Origin of the sequence: Actinokineospora auranticolor (assembly GCF_041897805.1) — a bacterium.
GTDB lineage: Bacteria > Actinomycetota > Actinomycetes > Mycobacteriales > Pseudonocardiaceae > Actinokineospora > Actinokineospora auranticolor.
The window spans coordinates 1,358,474-1,377,103 of the sequence record NZ_CP154825.1; the positions used below are offsets into that span (position 1 = coordinate 1,358,474).

The 18,630-nt window shown below is 71.6% G+C and carries 18 protein-coding genes and 1 pseudogene; 12 read left to right on the forward strand and 7 right to left on the reverse strand.

What is annotated here, in order from left to right; all coding sequences use genetic code 11:
- Positions 1 to 67 precede the first annotated feature (67 nt).
- The 4 genes from ctaD to V5P93_RS06480 all read left to right on the forward strand — a co-directional run bounded on the left by ctaD (position 68) and on the right by V5P93_RS06480 (position 4,711).
- The gene (gene ctaD / locus V5P93_RS06465) at positions 68 to 1,843 is read left to right on the forward strand and encodes a cytochrome c oxidase subunit I (protein ID WP_104478466.1); all 1,776 of its coding nucleotides are present in this window, start codon (positions 68 to 70) and stop codon (positions 1,841 to 1,843) included.
- A gap of 413 nt (positions 1,844 to 2,256) precedes the next feature.
- Positions 2,257 to 3,486 (forward strand): phosphoserine phosphatase SerB, encoded by a 1,230-nt coding sequence (serB, locus tag V5P93_RS06470; protein WP_104478467.1) that lies wholly within the window; start codon positions 2,257 to 2,259, stop codon positions 3,484 to 3,486.
- Between the two features lie 65 nt (positions 3,487 to 3,551).
- Entirely contained in the window at positions 3,552 to 3,944 is a 393-nt protein-coding gene (locus V5P93_RS06475) for a DUF1801 domain-containing protein (protein ID WP_104478468.1), read from the forward strand.
- The gene (locus V5P93_RS06480) at positions 3,941 to 4,711 is read left to right on the forward strand and encodes a peptidyl-tRNA hydrolase (protein ID WP_181043405.1); all 771 of its coding nucleotides are present in this window, start codon (positions 3,941 to 3,943) and stop codon (positions 4,709 to 4,711) included. The genes V5P93_RS06475 and V5P93_RS06480 overlap by 4 nt, the downstream gene beginning before the upstream one ends.
- A gap of 1,064 nt (positions 4,712 to 5,775) precedes the next feature.
- Here V5P93_RS06480 and V5P93_RS06485 read toward each other — a convergent pair.
- From V5P93_RS06485 to V5P93_RS06495, 3 genes are read right to left on the reverse strand one after another with little or no spacing between them, the layout of a single operon-like run.
- Positions 5,776 to 6,243: a hypothetical protein gene (locus V5P93_RS06485; RefSeq protein WP_146107977.1), complete on the reverse strand. Its 468-nt coding sequence runs from the start codon at positions 6,241 to 6,243 to the stop codon at positions 5,776 to 5,778.
- Between the two features lie 57 nt (positions 6,244 to 6,300).
- Positions 6,301 to 6,615, reverse strand: coding sequence for a hypothetical protein (locus tag V5P93_RS06490; RefSeq protein ID WP_104478470.1), 315 nt, complete (start codon positions 6,613 to 6,615; stop codon positions 6,301 to 6,303).
- A 53-nt stretch (positions 6,616 to 6,668) separates the two neighbouring features.
- Positions 6,669 to 8,696 (reverse strand): ATP-dependent DNA helicase, encoded by a 2,028-nt coding sequence (locus tag V5P93_RS06495; protein WP_104478471.1) that lies wholly within the window; start codon positions 8,694 to 8,696, stop codon positions 6,669 to 6,671.
- A 429-nt stretch (positions 8,697 to 9,125) separates the two neighbouring features.
- On the opposite strand from V5P93_RS06495, the gene V5P93_RS06500 reads away from it, so the two are divergent.
- Positions 9,126 to 9,818 carry a hypothetical protein gene (locus V5P93_RS06500; RefSeq protein ID WP_146107978.1) on the forward strand — a complete coding sequence of 231 codons (693 nt, stop codon included), beginning with the start codon at positions 9,126 to 9,128 and terminating at the stop codon, positions 9,816 to 9,818.
- Here V5P93_RS06500 and V5P93_RS06505 read toward each other — a convergent pair.
- Positions 9,815 to 11,137 (reverse strand): glycosyltransferase, encoded by a 1,323-nt coding sequence (locus tag V5P93_RS06505; protein ID WP_104478750.1) that lies wholly within the window; start codon positions 11,135 to 11,137, stop codon positions 9,815 to 9,817. The genes V5P93_RS06500 and V5P93_RS06505 overlap by 4 nt on opposite strands.
- A gap of 44 nt (positions 11,138 to 11,181) precedes the next feature.
- Positions 11,182 to 11,736: an exosortase P gene (gene xrtP, locus V5P93_RS06510; RefSeq protein ID WP_245931186.1), complete on the reverse strand. Its 555-nt coding sequence runs from the start codon at positions 11,734 to 11,736 to the stop codon at positions 11,182 to 11,184.
- A gap of 330 nt (positions 11,737 to 12,066) precedes the next feature.
- On the opposite strand from xrtP, the gene V5P93_RS06515 reads away from it, so the two are divergent.
- The 4 genes and pseudogenes from V5P93_RS06515 to V5P93_RS06530 all read left to right on the forward strand — a co-directional run.
- Positions 12,067 to 12,816 (forward strand): choice-of-anchor P family protein, encoded by a 750-nt coding sequence (locus V5P93_RS06515; protein WP_104478475.1) that lies wholly within the window; start codon positions 12,067 to 12,069, stop codon positions 12,814 to 12,816.
- A gap of 15 nt (positions 12,817 to 12,831) precedes the next feature.
- Positions 12,832 to 12,990 carry an LPXTG cell wall anchor domain-containing protein gene (locus V5P93_RS06520; protein ID WP_104478476.1) on the forward strand — a complete coding sequence of 53 codons (159 nt, stop codon included), beginning with the start codon at positions 12,832 to 12,834 and terminating at the stop codon, positions 12,988 to 12,990.
- 81 nt (positions 12,991 to 13,071) lie between these two features.
- Positions 13,072 to 14,190, forward strand: a complete 1,119-nt coding sequence (gene wecB / locus V5P93_RS06525) for a non-hydrolyzing UDP-N-acetylglucosamine 2-epimerase (protein ID WP_104478477.1) — start codon at positions 13,072 to 13,074, stop codon at positions 14,188 to 14,190.
- Between the two features lie 277 nt (positions 14,191 to 14,467).
- A pseudogene (locus V5P93_RS06530) lies at positions 14,468 to 14,740 on the forward strand (IS30 family transposase); the annotation flags it as partial.
- Between the two features lie 53 nt (positions 14,741 to 14,793).
- On the opposite strand, the gene V5P93_RS06535 reads toward V5P93_RS06530, so the two are convergent.
- Entirely contained in the window at positions 14,794 to 15,369 is a 576-nt protein-coding gene (locus V5P93_RS06535) for an isochorismatase family protein (protein WP_104478751.1), read from the reverse strand.
- 5 nt (positions 15,370 to 15,374) lie between these two features.
- Positions 15,375 to 16,682, reverse strand: a complete 1,308-nt coding sequence (locus V5P93_RS06540; protein ID WP_104478479.1) for a nicotinate phosphoribosyltransferase — start codon at positions 16,680 to 16,682, stop codon at positions 15,375 to 15,377.
- Between the two features lie 119 nt (positions 16,683 to 16,801).
- Between V5P93_RS06540 and clpS the strand changes: the two genes are divergently transcribed.
- From clpS to V5P93_RS06555, 3 genes are read left to right on the forward strand one after another with little or no spacing between them, the layout of a single operon-like run.
- A complete protein-coding gene (clpS, locus tag V5P93_RS06545) occupies positions 16,802 to 17,101 on the forward strand; it encodes an ATP-dependent Clp protease adapter ClpS (protein ID WP_104478480.1) in 300 nt (99 codons plus the stop codon).
- Positions 17,098 to 17,658 (forward strand): DUF2017 domain-containing protein, encoded by a 561-nt coding sequence (locus V5P93_RS06550; protein ID WP_104478481.1) that lies wholly within the window; start codon positions 17,098 to 17,100, stop codon positions 17,656 to 17,658. Before clpS ends, V5P93_RS06550 begins: the two co-directional genes overlap by 4 nt.
- Positions 17,659 to 18,618 carry a P1 family peptidase gene (locus tag V5P93_RS06555; protein WP_181043406.1) on the forward strand — a complete coding sequence of 320 codons (960 nt, stop codon included), beginning with the start codon at positions 17,659 to 17,661 and terminating at the stop codon, positions 18,616 to 18,618.
- The last annotated feature ends 12 nt before the right edge of the window (positions 18,619 to 18,630 follow it).

Genomic DNA, 18,630 nt, shown 5'->3' on the forward strand with positions numbered 1-18,630 from the left:
CATCCCAACCGAACCACCCCGGTGGTTCGGCTCGCACGTCCGACACCAGCAGTTGCAGGAGGCAGGAGTGACGGCAGTAGCCCCGCAGCCGATCGCCACGCGGCCGTATCCGGCCCGCGAGACGGCCAAGGGTTCGTACCTGCTGCGGCTGTTCCGCACCACGGACCACAAGCAAATCGGCATCATGTACCTGGTCACGTCGTTCGCCTTCTTCATGGTGGGCGGCGCGATGGCGATGCTGATCCGCTCCGAACTGGCGGTGCCGGGGCAGCAGTTCCTGTCCCAGGAGCAGTACAACCAGCTGTTCACCATGCACGGCACGGTGATGCTGCTGCTGTACGCGACGCCGATCCTATTCGGGTTCGCGAACTTCATCCTGCCGCTGCAGATCGGCTCGCCCGACGTGGCGTTCCCCAGGCTGAACGCGTTCTCCTACTGGCTGTACCTGTTCGGCGGCATCATCGTCATGTTCGGGTTCCTCACCCCGGGCGGCGCCGCGGACTTCGGCTGGTTCGCCTACACCCCGCTGTCGGACAAGATCCACTCCCCGGGCATCGGCGCGGACCTGTGGATCACCGGTCTGGCGGTCGGTGGTCTCGGCACCATCCTGGGCGCGGTCAACATGCTCACCACCGTGGTCTGCCTGCGCGCGCCCGGTATGACCATGTTCCGGATGCCGATCTTCACCTGGAACATCCTGATCACCAGCGTGCTGGTGCTGCTGGCGTTCCCGATCCTCACCGCGGCGCTGTTCGGCCTGCTCGCCGACCGGCAACTCGGGGCGCACGTGTTCGACCCGGCCAACGGTGGCGTCATCCTCTGGCAACACCTGTTCTGGTTCTTCGGCCATCCAGAGGTCTATATCGTCGCTCTACCCTTCTTCGGCATCGTCTCGGAGATCTTCCCGGTCTTCAGCCGCAAGCCGCTGTTCGGCTACCGCGGCTTGGTGTACGCGACCCTGGGCATCGCCGCCCTGTCGGTCACCGTGTGGGCGCACCACATGTACGCCACCGGCGCCGTGCTGCTGCCGTTCTTCTCCTTCATGACCTTCCTCATCGCGGTGCCGACCGGTGTGAAGTTCTTCAACTGGATCGGCACGATGTGGAAGGGGCAGCTGACCTTCGAGACCCCGATGCTGTTCAGCGTCGGCTTCCTGGTCACGTTCCTCTTCGGCGGTCTCACCGGCGTGCTGCTGGCCGCGCCCGCCATCGACTTCCACGTGTCCGACTCGTACTTCGTCGTCGCGCACTTCCACTACGTGCTCTACGGCACGATCGTGTTCGCGACCTTCGCGGGCATCTACTTCTGGTTCCCGAAGATCACCGGCCGGTTCCTCGACGAGCCGCTGGGCAAGCTGCACTTCTGGACCACGTTCATCGGCTTCCACGGCACGTTCCTGGTCCAGCACTGGCTGGGCAACGAGGGCATGCCCCGGCGCTACGCCGACTACCTGCCGACGGACGGCTTCACCACGCTGAACATGATCTCCACGATCGGCGCCTACATCCTCGGCGCGTCGACGCTTCCGTTCATCTACAACGTGTTCAAGAGCTACCGGTACGGCGAGATCGTCACCGCCGACGACCCGTGGGGCTACGGCAACTCCCTGGAGTGGGCCACCAGCTCCCCGCCGCCGCGGCACAACTTCACCGAGCTGCCCCGGATCCGCTCCGAGCGGCCCGCGTTCGACCTGCACTACCCGCACATGCGGGAGGCGACCGAGGCGGACAAGTACGTGGGTCTGCTCGGTGGTCACGGCCACAAGCCCGCCCCGTCGGAGATGGTGGCCGCCACGATGAACCCGAACGAGATCTCCAAGGGCGACCCCACGTTGCCCAATTGAGCGCACCGACACCGTGACCGGCGCTGAGCGGGTCACGGGGGTGTCGGTCCGCCGAAGCGCGGAAGGGATCTGCGGGTGGAGCTGAGGAACGCACTGCGTCCTTCGCCCCACCCGCTTCTCCTTTTCCGCAAGATCCACAGACCTGGTTCGGCGGCAGTCGACGGCGCCTGCCACGCACGCCACCGGGTCCGCCCCGCACACCGCCACACGGCAGCCGACGACGCCTGCCGGGGACGCACCCGTCCCGAGCGGAGGTCACCGCCGCGGCGGCGACCGACGGGCACCCCGCACCACCGCGCGGACGGCCGCGACCCGGCCCGTCGCGGCGGCACCGCGCGCACCGCCAGCCCAGTCGCCGAGCCGGTGTCCCCGAGCGGGACCGGCAGGCCAGTCGTCACGGGAGCCTCCGGATCGTGTCCACTTCACCTGGTCCCCTCCAGACCCCAGTCCTGATCACCGTCACCGGGCCGGACAAGCCGGGTGTGTCCTCGGTGCTGTTCGCCGCGCTGACCCGGCACGGCGTCGACATCCTCGACGTCGAGCAGGTCGTCATCCGCGGCCAGCTCGTGCTCGGCGCGCTCGTGGCCACCGACCACGACGCCGAGGGCCTGCAGGAGTCCGTCGAGCAGGCCATGGCGTCGGTGGAGATGCGGGTGGAGGTGCAGGTCGGCGCCGAGCAGCGCCCGGTCAAGCCGTCCACGCACGTGCTGGTCGTGCTCGGCCACCCGGTGTCCGCCCGCGGCTTCGGCGAGGTGGCCCGCAGGCTGGCCGCGCTGGAGATCAACATCGACGCGATCCGCCGGGTGGCCGACTACCCGGTCACCGGCCTGGAGCTGCGCGTCTCGGTCTCCCAGGACACCGACGCCGCCGACGCGGAGCTGCGCTCGGCGCTGGCCGAGCTGTCCGTGCGGGTGGGCCTGGACATCGCCGTCGAGCGCGACCTGCTGTCCCGCCGCGCCAAGCGCCTCATCGTCTTCGACGTCGACTCGACGCTGATCCAGGGCGAGGTCATCGAGATGCTGGCGGCCAAGGCGGGCCGCGAGGACGAGGTCCGGGAGATCACCGAGGCCGCCATGCGCGGCGAACTGGACTTCACCGAGTCGCTGCACCAGCGGGTGAAGACCCTCGCAGGCCTGCCCGCCTCGGTGCTCGACGAGGTCGCCGCCGCGATGGAGCTGACCCCGGGCGCCCGCACCACCATCCGCACGTTGAAGCGCCTCGGCTACCGCTGCGGCGTCGTCTCCGGTGGTTTCACCGCGACCATCGCCCGCCTGGTGGACGACCTGGGCCTGGACTTCTCGGCGGCCAACGAGCTGGAGGTCGTCGACGGCCACCTGACCGGCCGCGTCTTGGGCGACGTCGTCGACCGCGCGGGCAAGTCCGTCGCCCTGCGCCGCTTCGCCGAGAGCTACGACATCCCCCTCGCCCAGTGCGTAGCGGTCGGCGACGGCGCCAACGACATCGACATGCTGTCCACGGCGGGCCTCGGGATCGCGTTCAACGCCAAACCCGCCCTGCGCGAGGTGGCCGACACCGCGCTGTCGCACCCGTACCTGGACGTCGTGCTGTTCGTCCTAGGCGTCACCCGCAGCGAGATCGAGGCGGCGGACCTGGCCGACGGGCTGGACCCGGAGCGGATCTGAGGTAGGCCTGGGTGGCGGTCGGGTAGGTTTCCCCGACCGCACCCCGGTCTCTTGGGAGGTACCAGGTGGAACCGACCACGGACGACGTCGCCGAGTTCGTCGCCGCCGTGCCCGACCCCCAGCGCCGCGCCGACGCCGAACTCCTGGTCGCCATGATGGCCGAGGTGACAGGTGAGCCCGCGGTCTTGTGGGGCACGTCCATCATCGGTTTCGGCTCCCGCCACTACCGCTACGACTCGGGCCGCGAGGGCGACACCCCAGCCGTCGCCTTCGCCCCGCGCAAGCCGCACACGGTCCTGTACCTGACCGGCCCACTCACGGACTACCCGCTGACCACCCTCGGAAAGCACACGACCAGCAAAGGCTGCGTCTACCTCAAACACGTCAACCAAACCGACCAAGACGTGTTGCGCGCCCTCATCACCCAATCCTTCGACGCGGCCTCGGAGCAGCCTTGACCATCCTCGACCCACTGGCCGCCCGCTACGTCACGTGGATGAGCCTCCCCGCGCACACGACCAACGACACGGCAGACGAAGACCCGACCGAGGTCCGAGCCATGCCCATAGTCCTGCGCGTCGAGCGGGATCCGGCGCCGTTGCGCACCCCGCTGCTGGAAGCCGCTGCGGCAGCTTCCTTGGCGGTGTGCCTGGATCCGCGTGCCGAGCCGGAAGGCCCGTGGCACTCGGAGGTGGATGCCTGGGTGCGCGGCCGGATCCGCAAGGTGTCCCGGCGGGCGCGGGGGGCGCACTGGGCGGCTGTACAGGAACTCCCCGGGATCACGGTGACGGTCGATGGTGCCGAGGCCCGCGCTTTCGTACCGGGCAAGGTCGTCGAGGCCCCGAAGGTCCTGTCCCGCCTGCAGATCTCCGGCAGCGAACTCCCGGACGACACCCCGGGCCCGATCCCGACCGACACCCCGGTCCTGTGGCTCAACCCGACCGTCCCCATGACAGTCGGCAAGGCGGCAGCCCAAGTGGGCCACGCCACCATGCTCCTAGCCGCCCAGCTGCACGCGTCGGGGGAGCAGGACCGCATCAAGCAGTGGACCGAAACAGACCTCCGCTGCGCCGTCCGGACGCCTTCTGCGGACCAGTGGACCAAGGTCCACCCCGGCACGGATCCCAAATCGGCCTGGGAAACTCATCGAGCTGTTGCGGTGCGGGATGCGGGTTTCACCGAGGTCGCCCCGGGCACGGTCACCGTCATCGCGCAGTGGGCCTGAGTTATCCACAGGCTTGATCATCTTTGCCGGGAATCGTCGGTGCCCGCCGGTAGAATTGATACCGGGGGCCGGAGGCATAGGGGCAGCCCCAGCCCCGCACTGGTGCGGCGCAGCCGCTCAGGTCAACCGCCGCCCGAATCCCGCTCCCGCCCCAATGCGGCGTGGCTACACCGGACTCACCCCGAATCACCGCAGAAGCCCAGCCCGCCCAATGCTCTTCTCCCGCCAGCCACCTTCACAACCGCCGCAGGATTTCAGCCCCCTGCCTAACGCGTTTCTCCCTGGCCATCTCCATGACTGCTGCGGGATCCCAGCCTCCACCCCACACATTTCTCCCCAGCCACCCCCACGACCGCCGCTTGAGCCCAGCCCCCACAGAACGCAACGCGCCCCCGCTATACGCCTTGATTGGGTGGACTTGCTTTGCGTGGGGGGACGGACCTGCCAAGCTCGCCTGCGGGTGGGGTGGGCTTGCCCCTCCCACCGCTTTGCCCCACCGCAGGTCCGTAGGGGCCCCGCGCAAAGCAAGTTCGCCCGATCGAGGCCGCCCTTGTTTTTCGCGTGGGGCTGGACTGATGGACCCGGCCCGGCGGGTGTCTGGTCCGCGGCGTGAGGTGAGTATCGATCGACCCGGCGGGGACCTGTTCTCCCGTGGTCTGAACGCGAGAATCGAGCTGTGCTCGATGGGGTGAAACGTCTTTGTGCGGGGCCCCTACGGACCTGCGGTGGGGCAAAGCGGTGGGAGGGGCAAGCCCACCCCACCCGCAGGCGAGCTTGGCAGGTCCGTCCCCCCACACAAAGACGTTCCACCCCATCGAGCAGTGAGCAGGAGCGCGACGAGTTCGGTGGGGGTCGGGCTGGCACACGTCGGCGGGTGGCGGGCTCGGCCTGGCGGGGCGGGGCGGGGAAGGGTTGCGAGGCGGCCTGGACTGGGTGGGCGAGTGCGGCTCGAGCGGTTGAAGGTCGAGCTGGCACATGTCGGCGGCTAGTGGATTCGGCTCGGCGGGGAGGGGGTGCGAAGCGGCCTGGGCGGGAGGGCGAGTGTGGCTCGGGCGGGTGGGGGATCATTGCGGTGGTCGCACCGCGTTCTCGTTCCGCACCGCAGTCAGCATCTGCCCGTCCCGCGAGTACCGCACCTCCGCCCACCACAGCCCGTCCTCACGACGCGCGGCTTCCCACGACAGGTGACCGTCGTACCAGAGCTCGCCGTCGAGGACCTCGCACGGTTTCCAGGCCGAGGCGGGAGCAACAGCGGGATTGTGGCGCGCCACCCAGGCCGTGGTGCAGCAGTGCTCGCACGGCTCCAACGTCCCCGGCCGGACGTTCGCCCAGTGGATCGGCACCACCGCACGGGTGTCCTGCCCACGCGCAGCCGCGTAGCGCTGGCCTCGGGCGAGCCAGTCGCACGACGGATCGTTGTGGTACGCCGAGCCGCCACGAGTGCGGTACCCGTGGGCGCGGACACCGGGTGGTGGTGGCTTGCAGTCGGCGCACTGTCCCCGCAGCAGATCGTGCCTGCACCGCTCGTCCACGAAAGATCAAGCTAGATCACTCAGCGCTCGCCGTGGTGCGGATGACCGAAGTACCGCTCAGCGCTGCCAGATGACGAAGAGGCCGTCCTCCGTGGTCGTCATGGCCTCGATGAACGCGTCGTTGTCGAAGTTGGGGAGGGACTGGAGCCTGCCCATCAGGTCGTCCGCCGACGGGTCTCCCGCGGGCACCGCGCACCCCCCGCCCCCCTCCCGCATCAGCAGGAAGAACACGTCCTCCTTCCACGGGCCCTCCGGGGTCGTGCGGATGGCGACCTCGGTCAGGTCGGTCCACGACACCGACTCCTCGGTGCCGTCGGCCAGTTGCCTGCGCACGCCCTGGTCGTCGACCGTGGTGCCGGGGTTGGGTGACACTCGTCCTCCGCGAAGCTAGGTGGCGACCACAAGTGTTGCAGCCGCGGTTGTGCTCAGTCCGCCGATGCCGCCAAGCGCCGCAGGGCGGCGCGGACCACGTCCGGGTCGGTGGTCGGCCAGAACGGGGGTAGGGACGCGCGCAGGAAGCCGCCGTACCTGGCGGTGGCCAGGCGGGGGTCCAGGATCGCGACGACGCCGCGGTCGTCCATCGAGCGCAGCAACCGGCCCGCGCCCTGGGCGAGGAGCAGGGCGGCGTGGGTGGCCGCGACGGTAAGGAAGCCGTTGCCGCCGCGGGCCTCGACCGCGCGCTGCCTGGCCGAGGCCAGCGGGTCGTCGGGGCGGGGGAACGGGATGCGGTCCATCACCACCAGCGACAGCGACGACCCCGGCACGTCCACCCCCTGCCACAGCGACAGCGTGCCGAACAGGCAGGTGCTGGGGTTCTCGGCGAACTTCTTCACCAGCAGCGACGTCGAGTCCTCGCCCTGGCAGAGGATGTCGACGCCCACCTTGTCCCGCAGCTCCGCCGTCGCCTGCTTGGCCGCGCGCATCGAGGAGAACAGGCCCAGCGTCCGCCCGCCCGCCGCGGTGACCAGTTCGCGCAGCTCCTCCAGGTACGCGGGCGGCAGCCCGTCGCGGCCCGGGGTGGGCAGGTGGCGGGCGGTGTAGAGGATGCCCGCCCGGGCGTGGTCGAACGGCGAACCGACGTCCATCCCCGTCCAGCGCACCTCGTCGCCGGGCTCCTTGTCCGACGCCGCCCCCTCGGCCTTCACGCCGTGCCGCTGCGACCCGGGCAGGCCCCACTGCCGGGCCAGCGCGTCGAACGTGCCGCCCAGGGTGAGGGTCGCGGAGGTGAGGACGGTGGTGTTCTCGCCGAACAGCTTCTCCCGCAGCAGACCCGCCACGGTCAGCGGCGCGACGCGGATCGTCGGCGGGCGCGGCGCGTTCGACCCGAAGTCGCCGGTCACCCAGACCACGTCGTACCGGTTGGCCAGGTCGTCGCCGAAGGCCTCCAGCACGCGCACCGCGGTGTCGTGGACCTCGTCCAGCGCGGAGAGCGCCAGCTTGCGGGCGGTCGCGGCGTCGGTGTCGTCCTTGCGCTCCGGCCCGATCGCGGTGATGCACTTGTGCGCCGCGTCGCGGACCCCCTGGATGGTCACCGCGAGCGGTTCCGGCAGCACGTCCATGCGGCCGGTCTGCTCCTCCGACAGCAGCATGGCCAGGCCCTCGCCCGCCTCGATGAGCCGGTCGGCCACCTCGTCGGTGACCAGCTTGCCCGCCCGCCGCGCGGCGACGGTCACGGCGGTGGCCGACAGCTCGCCGGTCGCCACGGAGGTGACCCGGTCGACCAGGTCGTGCGCCTCGTCGATGATCACGACGTCGTGCTCGGGCAGCACCTGGGCGGTGCCGAGCGCGTCGATGGCCAGCAGCGCGTGGTTGGTGACCACGACGTCGGCCTTGCCCGCCTCGGCGCGGGCCCGCTCGGCGAAGCAGTCGGTGCCGATCGGGCAGCGCGACACCCCCAGGCACTCGCGCGCCGTCACCGAGACCTGCCGCCACGACTGGTCGGACACCCCCGGCACCAGCTCGTCGCGGTCGCCGGTCTCGGTGTCGCTGGCCCACTCCCGCAGGCGGGTGATCTCGCGGCCGAGGCGGGAGACGGCGAACGGGTCGAACAGGACCTGGTCGTCCGGCTCCTCGGCGGGCCCGTCGAGCCGGTGCAGGCACAGGTAGTTGCGCCGCCCCTTGAGGATCGCGAACGTCGGCTTGCGACCGAGCGTCGTGCCCAGCGCCTTCGCGAGGCGGGGCAGGTCGCGGTCGACGAGCTGGCGCTGCAACGCGATGGTGGCCGTCGAGACGACCACCGACTTGCCCTTCACGACCGCGTGCCGGATCGCGGGCACCAGGTAGGCCAGCGACTTGCCGGTCCCGGTCCCGGCTTGGACGGCCAGGTGGTCCCCGGTCCGGATGCTCGCCGCGACGGCCTCGGCCATCTCGACCTGCCCGGCCCGCTCCGCCCCACCCACCGCTGACACCGCGACGTCCAACAACTCACGCACGGGTGGTGGGGACTGAGACATGGCGGAGACGGTACCCGTAGCCCCCGTCAGTCCTCGCCCGCGGCCGAACCGGATCGCCCGCACCGGCTCGCGGCACGTCACCCGGGCTGGTGGACCCCGGGCGCGCCCGACCACTCCGCAGCGCTCCGACCAGCGGATCCACTCCGGCCACCACGACCTCCTCGCCGGGTGCGGCGGCACTCGACGCGGGTTGTCCCGGTCTGGACGCGGGGGCGGAGCCGCCTCGGGGAGCGCGGTGGCGCGGCATTGCCTTAAGCGGGAACGGGGTGCGCCGGCCTGGTTGCGCTGCGAATTCGGGTGAGTGGACGTGTCCCCTGGTCGGGTGGCCGTCGGGTTCTCGCGAGTGGTTGGGGCTGTCCGGTTGGCAGTGGGGGGTTGGGGCGCGATCCACTCGGGAGGCAGGTAGGCGCGAACTGGAGGGAATCGGGCATGTCTTTCTCGATCGGGCTGGGCCGTGGCCGGGTTGTGCTGGCGACCGCGGTGGGGGTTTTGGGGTTGGCGGTGGCGCCCGCGCACGCGGCGGTGCCCGCGGACAGCAGCGGTAGCGTCGGTGGGGGGATGGCGATGTTCGGCGGGATCGCCGTCGACATCGGGCCGTTGGGCCAGTGCGCGGCCGGGGGACCGCTGGTCGGCACCACCCCGGGCACCTCCGACCAGGTCGAGGCGTCCGACGCGGGGCTGCTCGGCTTCGGGCCGGGCAACAGCACCTGCGGCTTCGACCCGGCCACCGGCACGGCGTCGGCGTCGGCGAGCGGGCGCCAGTTCGAGGTGAACCAGCGCAGGCTCGGCGGCGTCCCGGTCATCAAGGTGGCCACGTTCTCGGTCAGCTGCGGCACCACCGACAAGGGCGGCGTGAAGTCCTCGGTCTCCCTCGCGGGCGTCACCGGCATCGACGTCCCCGACGACATCCCGGCCAACTACGTCATCGTGGTCCCGGGCGCCACCCCGGACGACCCGCCGCTGGCCAACGTCGTGCTCAACGACACCGTCGAGGCCGATCCGCCGGACGGGTCGCTGAGCGTGCACGCGATCAAGATCTGGTTCAACCCGACCAACTCACCGGCGGTGCCGACCAGCGGGTCGATCACCGCGGGCTCGGTGACGTGCAACCCGGCGCACTAGCGATCCAAGGCGACCACGCCGGCGTTCAGCTCGGTGTTCCGCCTGGTCTTGGACCAGCCGTTGCGGCGTCTGGCCAGGCGGAACACCGCGCGCCACGAGGTGATGTAGAAGGTGTAGATGTACACCGCGTACGCGAAGCCCCAGCCGATCGCGCGCAGCAGGCCCTTGCCGGGTTCGCACCGGCTGCGGTAGATCGGGCCCCAGATCACGAACGGCAGCAACCCGAACGCGCCGTAGACGGTGAACAGGATCCAGGCGCCGCCGGTGAACCAGTCCCACACCGCGCCCGGGTCGCCCGCCGCGCGGAAGGCCAGCAGCAGGAACGGGATCGGGTAGATCAGCGTGCCGAGCAGCTGCATCCACGGCTGGGCCAGGTAGTACAGCATCTCCGCGGCGCCCAGTGTGGACAGGTGGCGCGAGTCGAAGATCCGCCGCACGTACTTGCCGCACTGCATCGTGCCCTGGCCCCAGCGGGTGCGCTGCGCCAGGAAGCGGCGCAGGCTGTAGAGCGCTTCCTGGTCGACGTGCGTGTCCAGGGTGAAGCCGGTCTTCCAGCCGCGCGTGAGCAGGTGCACGCCGAGTTCGAAGTCCTCCAGCAGCGCGCCGCGCCACGGGCCGAGGCCGTGCGTGATCGAGTCCAGCGCGGACAACCGGGTGAACTGGCCGTTGCCGCCCATGGAGATCGTGCCGGTGCGGCCGCGCGAGAGCTGGATCGCGGCGATCGCGCTGCGGAACTCCAGGTCCTGCATGCGCACCATGGCCAGCCCGAACTTCCGCCGCCACCACCCTGTTCCGCGCGGCGGCGTGCCCCGGTTGCGCATCCGCACGTCGACCTGCACCGCGCCGACGCGGGGGTCGCCGAACAGGTGGTCGGCCGCGCACACCGCGAGGCAGTCCGGCGCTGGCCGCCCGTCGGCGTCGACCACGACGATGATCGCCCGGTCGGTGTCGGCGTGCCTGCCCAGCCAGCCCTTCAGCGCCCGGTACGCGGCGTTGAGCGCGGCGCCCTTGCCGGTGCGCGCGTTCGGCCGCCGCCTGCGCACCAGGTGCAGGTTCCGGTCGCCGCCGTGGCGCGGGCCCTGCATGGCGGTGACGACGTCGGCCGTCCCGTCGTCGGAGTCGTCGTCGATGACCCAGACGTGCGCGTGCGGGAAGGTGCCGCGCAGGTAGCGCACGGTGTCGCCGACGACCGCGCGCTCGTCGCGGCACGGCACGAAGAAGTGCCACTCCAGCCGGTGCGGGTCGCCGGGCGCGGCGCGGCGGTGGCGCAGGTACGGGACCACGATCAGGGCCACGTAGGTCATGAACGCCACGCTCATGGTCAGCGCGAGCGCCTGGGTGAAACCCAGCAGCAGAGCCAGGTTCACCGCTCGTCCCGCGGCGCGCGCGTGCCCAGCCAGACGAACAGCACCAGGGCCGCCGCGCCGCCGAGCACGCTCACCAGGGAACCCAGCAGCGTGTGGCCCCAGTAGTAGCCGCGATCGGTGCCCAGCCACTGGATCAGGCCGACCAGCGTCATGATCCGGACCTGGTTCACCGCGATGACGGCGACCGACGCGGCGAGCAGCGCGACGAGCACCCGCCGGGCGACGAACGGCCGCAGCGCGATCACCACCGCCGCCAAGACCAGCAGCGGCAGCACCAGGAACGCCGACGTGCACTCCGGACTCATCCGCAGCCCGAACGGCGCGTCCGTGGCAAGTCCGAAGTAGACGGACTGGCGCTCCGGGGCGAGGTAGACCCCGGATGGCGTGACCAGCCGCAGGATCCCGCTCGCCAGCGCCATTTCCGCCGTCCGGTACAGCCGGTTGCCGACCACCAGCGCGACCGCCGCGACGACCAGACCGGCGACCGCGAGGCGGGTCAGCGGGGTGGCCGTGGCGGTGCGCGGGGCGGGCTGCGCGTCGGTGAACGCCACCGCCGCTCCTTCCCGATCAAGCGCGCGCCGTTCACTCGACGCGTCGAGTTTCTCATCGGCCACCCCACCTCCGGGGCTACATCCGCGATCCGGGTGATGTCCCGACCGTCGAGATACACCCTCTGTTAGTGGTTTCCCGCTATCGCGGGTGACCGAACGCGTGATCCACACGATCGGGTTGCAGATCCGCGGAGCTGTCACTTTTTCCGGTGCCCGCCGCGATACGCCGTTCGCCACCCGGTCCCCACCGAGCGCCCCGGTCCCCATCGGCCGCCCGGGCTCCGGGTCACTCCACGATCCCCACCGTCTCAAAACGCATGGAGGACATGCATGCTCGACCTGTCCGACAGACCGAAGCGCGCGCTGGCCGTGGCCGCGGCGACCGCCTGCGTCCTGCTGGCCGGGGCGACCCCGGCGTCGGCCGCCCCCGGTGACGCCTCCGCCTACGTGGCCGACGCGGGCGTGAAGCTGGCGTCCGCCTCGGTCGTGGACCTCGGTCCGCTGGCGCCCAGCGGCACCGCCGGGGCGCCCACCGCGCGGCTGGCCCGGCTCGCGCTGCCCGGTGTCGCGGGCGCCGACCTGGTCACCAGTTCCGCGAGCCGCGACGACGACACCGGGGTGGTGCGCGCGGGCGCGGACCTGGCCAACGTCACGTTGCCGCTGGCGCAACTGGGTCGCATCGGCGCCATCGACGTGGACTGCGAGGCCACCCAGGCGGGCATCACCGGCCGCACCGCGCTGACCGACGTGCGCCTCGCGGGTGTGAAGGTGCCGCTTGATCCGCCCCCGAACACGGTTGTCTCCGTGCCGACGGGACCTTCGCCGCTGGTGTCGCTGACGTTCAACGAGCAGACTCGGTCCCGCGACGGCGCGCTGACGGTCAACGGTGTCCACTTGCGACTCAACGCCGCCGTCGGCGAGGGCGACGTGGTTCTCGGGAGCGCGACCTGCGGGGCCGCCGCGGCACCCGTGCCGCTGGCCTCCGGGGTGGGCCTGTGGCTCGGTGCCGGGTTGTTGGCGATGGTGGCGGTGCCGGTCGCCGCGGTCGTGGTCCGCAGGCGCCGCGCGGTCGCGGCCTGAGCCGGGGAGGGCGGGATGTACCGAGCTCCGACCGGTGGCGCGCTCGGCGGCGGCGCGGGCCTGGCGCTGACCGGCGCCGACATCGGCTGGTGGATCGCGCTTGGCGTGCTGCTGCTGGCGGTCGGCCTGCTGTTCGTGCTCCGCGCGCGACGCCGCGGCCCGGCTGCGGAATAGTCCGAAGTGGACTCCGGGTGCCTCCCTCGCCCGGAGTCCGCTTCCGCTCTCTCCTCTAGGAGAACCGTGAACGAAGAAGTCATGCTGCTCGTCGGCACCCGGCCGGAGGCGGTGAAGGCGGCCCCGGTCGCGCTGGCGCTGGCCCGGTCCCGGGGGTTGCGGCCGTACATGGTCCACAGTGGACAGCACCCGGGGGTGGTCGAGCAGGCCGTGGCGCCGTTCGGGCTGTGCCCGGACGAGGTGCTGGTCGTCGAACGACCCCGGGGCGGCCAAGCGGAGTTGGTCTCCGCGCTGCTGCCCGCGCTGGACGGCGCGCTGCGCAGGCGCGAACCGGGAGCGCTCGTCGTGCAAGGCGACACGACAACGACACTGGCGGGCGCGCTCGCCGCGTTCTGGCGCGGTGTTCCGGTCGTGCACCTGGAAGCCGGGCTGCGCACCGGAGACCTCGCCGCGCCGTTCCCCGAGGAGGCCAACCGGCAGATGGTGGCGCGGATCGCCGCGCTGCACCTGGCCCCGACCCCCGGCGCGGCGGACGCCCTGCGCGCGGAGGGCGTGCCGGAGTCGTCGATCGAGGTCACGGGGAACACGGTGGTCGACGCCGTGCGCCACATCGCGGCCGTCGACCTACCCGCGATCAACCCCGTCCTGGCGTCCCTCGAACAGGACCTCGACCGCGGCAGCCGGTCGGTGCTGGTCACCGTCCACCGCCGCGAGTCGTGGGGCCCACCGCTGGCCGAAGTCCTGGGCGCGGTCCGAGCCCTGGCCGACGGCCACCCCGACGTCCGCGTGCTGCTGCCCGTGCACCCGAACCCGACCGTCCGGGCCCAGGTGGCCGAGGTGGCCGCCGGACACCCCCGGATAGCGCTGACCGGGCCGCTGGACTACCCCGACCTGGTCCGCGCCCTGCGCCGGGCCACCCTGGTGATCACCGACTCGGGCGGCATCCAGGAGGAGGCCCCCACCTTCGGCGTCCCCGTCCTGGTCGCGCGGGACGTGACGGAACGGGTGGAAGCCGTCCGCGCGGGCCACGCCCACGTCGTCGGCACCGACCGCGCCCGAATCCTGGCCACCGCAGAACGACTCCTGGCCACACCCCCGCACCCCACGTCCCCCAACCCCTTCGGCGACGGCCACGCGGCGACCAGAGTGGTGGCCGCCCTCGAACGCCTCCTGGTCCGCGAGCCCACGCCCGCCGCCTAGAACCGCTCGATCGCGCGTTCACACACATGCGCTGGAGTTGTCCACAGTGATCCGCGACCACTTCTGCCCGCGCACGGCCGCCAATAGAATGGGTGTGCGGAGATCATGCTCGTGGCGTGTCGTGTGGTGTTGAGTTCCGCGGTGAGCTGCGGGTCGTGGTGTACAAGGCATTGCGGTCCAGCCGCGCGAAACGTGTGTCACCATCACTGGAGCAGCCTCGACACGACCTGATCGTGGGTATGGTCAACGTCGGCGAACGCCTGGCAGAGGCCGAGGGTCGGGCCGCGATGCTGTTGCGAACAAAATGAAGACCCTGCCCGAATCCCTTCGGGAATCGATCGCCTGGGACCGGGGCGGCGAGATGGCCGACCAGGCGGTGTTCGTCATGGCGACCGGGATGCCGGTCTATTTCTGCGATCCCCATTTCCCTTGGCAACGCGGGACGAATGGGAACACCAACCGTCTACCGCGCCAGTACTCTCCCAAAGGAACGGACCCCTCGCGGGCGTTGGAGCGGAGGTTGGGCGCGGAGGCTGTGAAGGTGGCCTGAGCGGAGTCGGTCAGGCACGGAAGCGATGTGCCCGACCGACTCCGTGGGACAGGTCAGGCGACCTTCGGCGTGCCCACCAACTCGACATCCGCCGCGCGCAGTGTGTCCAGGGCCGTCTCCACCGTCGCCGCCGCGACGCCCGCGGTCAGGTCCAGCAGGACCGTCGTCGCGAAGCCCGCGCGGGCCGCGTCCAGGGCGGTGGCTCGTACGCAGTGGTCCGTCGCGATCCCCACGACGTCCACCCGCGTGACGCCGCGGGCGCGGAGCCAGGCTTCGAGGGTGTTCCCGTCGGCGGCCGAGCCCTCGAACCCCGAGTAGGCCGCCGCGTAGGCGCCCTTGGAGAACACGGCTTCGATGGGGGCCACGTCCAGGGCGGGGTGGAAGCCCGCGCCCGCGGTGTCGACCACGCAGTGGACCGGCCAGCTGTCGACGAAATCGGGGGTCTCGCTGAAGTGCGCGCCCGGGTCGACGTGGAAGTCGCGGGTGGCCACCACGTGGTCGTACCCGCCCGCGGCCACGTGGGCCGAGATGGCGGCGGCGACCTCGGCCCCGCCCGCCACCGCGAGGGAACCGCCCTCGCAGAAGTCGTTCTGCACGTCGACGATGATCAGGGCGGATAAGGCGCTCATGGCGGTCACGACTCCTGCGACAGGTGGACGGTGGGGATGGCGGGTTCCCCCGCGGAGAGCTTCAGGCCCTCCCAGGGCAGGCTGACCAGGCCCTGCCGGACCCGGGTGCGGCCGTCCTCCAGCGTGGGCAACTCCGACGGGGGTTGTCCACCGCGCATCAGGGGGATCTGCAGCGCCCGGTCGTGCTCCCCGAACTCCGGGGCCGCGCCGCCCGCCTGGTAGACGACCTCCTCCAGCGCCGTGCCGGTCGGCTTGTGCCTGCGCAGCGCCAGCTTCCGCCCGCCCTGCGACTCCTTGTGCGAGCTGCGCTTGGCCACCGGCCTGCCCTCGACCTCGACCAGCTTGTAGACCATCCCCGCGGTCGGCGCCCCCGACCCGGTGACCAGCGACGTGCCGACCCCGTAGGCGTCCACCGGCTCGGCGCGCAGCGCGGCGATGGCGTACTCGTCGAGGTCGCCGGAGACCACGATCCGGGTCTCGGTGGCGCCCAGCGCGTCGAGCTGCTCGCGGGCCTGCCTGGCCAGCACGCCGACGTCGCCGGAGTCGATCCGGATCGCGCCCAGCCCGGTGCCCGCCACCTCGATCGCGGTGTCGATGCCGCGGGTGATGTCGTAGGTGTCCACCAGCAGCGTGGTGCCCACGCCCAGCGCCGCGACCTGGGCGGCGAACGCGGCCCGCTCGTCGTCGTGCAGCAGGGTGAACGCGTGCGCGCAGGTCCCCGAGGTCGGGATGCCGTACGTGCGGCCCGCCTCCAGGTTGGACGTGGTCGCGAACCCGGCCAGGTACCCGGCCCGCGACGCCGCCACCGCCGCCCGCTCGTGGGTGCGCCGCGACCCCATCTCGATGATCGGTCGACCGTTGGCCGCGCCCGCCATCCGCGCGCCCGCCGACACGATCGCGCTGTCGTGGTTGAGGATGGACAGGACCACCGTCTCCAGCACCACCGCCTCGGCGAAGTCGCCGGTCACGGTCAGGATCGGCGACCCGGGGAAGTACAGCTCGCCCTCCGGGTAGCCGTCGACGTCACCGGCGAAGCGGTACTCGGCCAGCCACGCCAGCGTGTCCTCGTCCACCACGGACGTCTCCCGCAGGTGCCGGATCTCGTCGTCGCCGAAGCGGAACGCGCCGATCGCGTCGATGACCCGCTGCGTGCCGCCGACCACCCCGTAGCGCCGCCCGTCGGGCAGCCTGCGGGCGAACGCCTCGAACACGCACCGCCTGCGCGCGGTGCCGTCGGCCAGCGCCGCGGCCAGCATCGTCAACTCGTAGTGGTCGGTCAGCAGCGCGGTCCCCGCGCCCGTAGGCACACCCATGCCGCAGAGCCTAAGCCCGCACCCGGACTGCCCCAGACGGGCACGATCGGTTACTCGCATACTCCGAACGAATGAAGATCCGCCGGTCCCCGCGAAACCGGTCATGCCACCATTGACCCATGACCGCAGCCGTCGACATGGAGCAGACGCAGGCCACACCGGCGGGCTCCGAGGTCGTGTCCGAGGACCGACCCTGGCAGACCGTCGTCTGGAACGACCCCGTGAACCTGATGTCGTACGTGACCTACGTCTTCCAGAAGCTCTTCGGCTACAGCCGCGAGAAAGCCACGAAGCTCATGCTCGACGTGCACCACGAGGGCAAGGCCATCGTCTCCGCCGGGAGCAAGGACAAGGTGGAGGCCGACGTCGCCAGACTCCACGCCGCCGGCCTGTGGGCGACCATGGAACACACGTCGTGAAACCCTGGAAGCGCTCGGGCGAGCGCGTGCAGGCCGACATCGACCGGCAGGAGGCGGCCGTGCTGCGCGGCCTGGTCTCCCAGATCGACGACATGCTGCGCGCCCGCATCGAGGAGACCCCGCAGGACGAACTCGCCGAGCTGACGGGCATCCGCACCGGCCCGTCCACCTCGCCGGACGACCCGATCCTGTCCCGGCTGCTCCCCGACTTCCACCGCCTCGACGACGACAACCCGTCCAAGGCGGACCTCGACTCCGCGGCCGTGCTGCGCTCGCTGCACGAGCCCACCCTGCTCGACCTCAAGACCGGGGTCGCCGCCGTGGTGCTGGAGTCCTGCCCGATGTACGGCGGCGAGATCCGGTTGTCGCTGGAGCAGGCCGACGCCTGGCTCGCCGCGCTCAACGACGTCCGCCTCGCCCTCGGCACGGCCATCGAGGTCACCGAGGACATGCCGGACGAGCTGCCGGAGGAGGACCCGCGCAGCCCGCACCTGTCGGTCTACAACTGGCTCACCTGGGTGCAGGACTCCCTGGTCCAGGCGCTGTCCACCCCGTAGGTGAACGCGATCACGGACGTCCCGGGCGTACTGGTCGGCCACCACCACCGGGTCGGGGACGGCTGGGCGACGGGCACCACCGTCGTGCTGCTGCCCGAGGGCACCGTCGGCGGTGTGGACGCCCGCGGCGGCGCGCCGGGCACCCGCGAGACCGACCTGCTGGCGCCGGAGAACCTGGTCAGCCGGGTCGACGCGGTGTGCCTCTCCGGCGGCAGCGCCTACGGGCTGGCCGCCGCGGACGGCGTCATGCGGTGGCTGGGGGAGCGCGGCCGGGGCTTCCGGGTCGGACCGGCCACGCACGAGGTCGTGCCGATCGTGCCCGCCGCCGTGCTGTTCGACCTGCCGCGCGGCGCGTGGGGCAACCGGCCGGACGCGGACTTCGGCTACGCGGCCTGCGCGGCGGCCGCGGCGGGCCCGGTCGAGCAGGGCAGCGTCGGCGCGGGCGCCGGTGCCCGGGTCGGCTCGCTCAAGGGCGGCATCGGCACCGCGAGCGCCGAGGTGGGCGAGATCACCGTCGGCGCGGTCGCCGCCGTCAACGCCCGGGGTGAGGTCGTCGACCTTTCGACCGGTGGGTTCCACGCCCCCGGTGAGCCCGGTGAATTCCCGGAACCGCCCGGGTGGGCCGCGCAGGTCTCGGCGCTGCCGACCGACCTCAACACCACGATCGGCGTCGTCGCGACCGACGCCCGGCTGACCAAGGCGGAGTGCAGGCGGCTGGCCATGTCCGCCCAGGACGGCCTGGCCCGCGCGATCCGCCCGTCGCACACCCTCTTCGACGGCGACACCGTGTTCTCCGCCGCCACCGGCACCCACGCCGTGGCCGGTCCGGCGGCCCTGAACGCGCTCTACATCGCCGCCGCGGCGGTCTTCGCCCGCGCCGTCGCGCACGGCGCGCTGGCCGCCACGACCGTCGGTGACCTGCGCTCCTACCGCGACGTGTGGGCGTCCCACGGCTCGTGAACTGCGTTCTCT

Coding starts and splice junctions, on each gene's coding strand:
- V5P93_RS06495 (WP_104478471.1), bottom strand. CDS start 8,696: ATGTCTCAGTCCCCACCACCCGTGCGTGAGTTGTTGGACGTCGCGGTG.
- V5P93_RS06500 (WP_146107978.1), top strand. CDS start 9,126: ATGTCTTTCTCGATCGGGCTGGGCCGTGGCCGGGTTGTGCTGGCGACC.
- V5P93_RS06505 (WP_104478750.1), bottom strand. CDS start 11,137: ATGAGCGTGGCGTTCATGACCTACGTGGCCCTGATCGTGGTCCCGTAC.
- V5P93_RS06515 (WP_104478475.1), top strand. CDS start 12,067: ATGCTCGACCTGTCCGACAGACCGAAGCGCGCGCTGGCCGTGGCCGCG.
- V5P93_RS06520 (WP_104478476.1), top strand. CDS start 12,832: ATGTACCGAGCTCCGACCGGTGGCGCGCTCGGCGGCGGCGCGGGCCTG.
- wecB (WP_104478477.1), top strand. CDS start 13,072: ATGCTGCTCGTCGGCACCCGGCCGGAGGCGGTGAAGGCGGCCCCGGTC.
- V5P93_RS06535 (WP_104478751.1), bottom strand. CDS start 15,369: ATGAGCGCCTTATCCGCCCTGATCATCGTCGACGTGCAGAACGACTTC.
- V5P93_RS06540 (WP_104478479.1), bottom strand. CDS start 16,682: ATGGGTGTGCCTACGGGCGCGGGGACCGCGCTGCTGACCGACCACTAC.
- clpS (WP_104478480.1), top strand. CDS start 16,802: ATGACCGCAGCCGTCGACATGGAGCAGACGCAGGCCACACCGGCGGGC.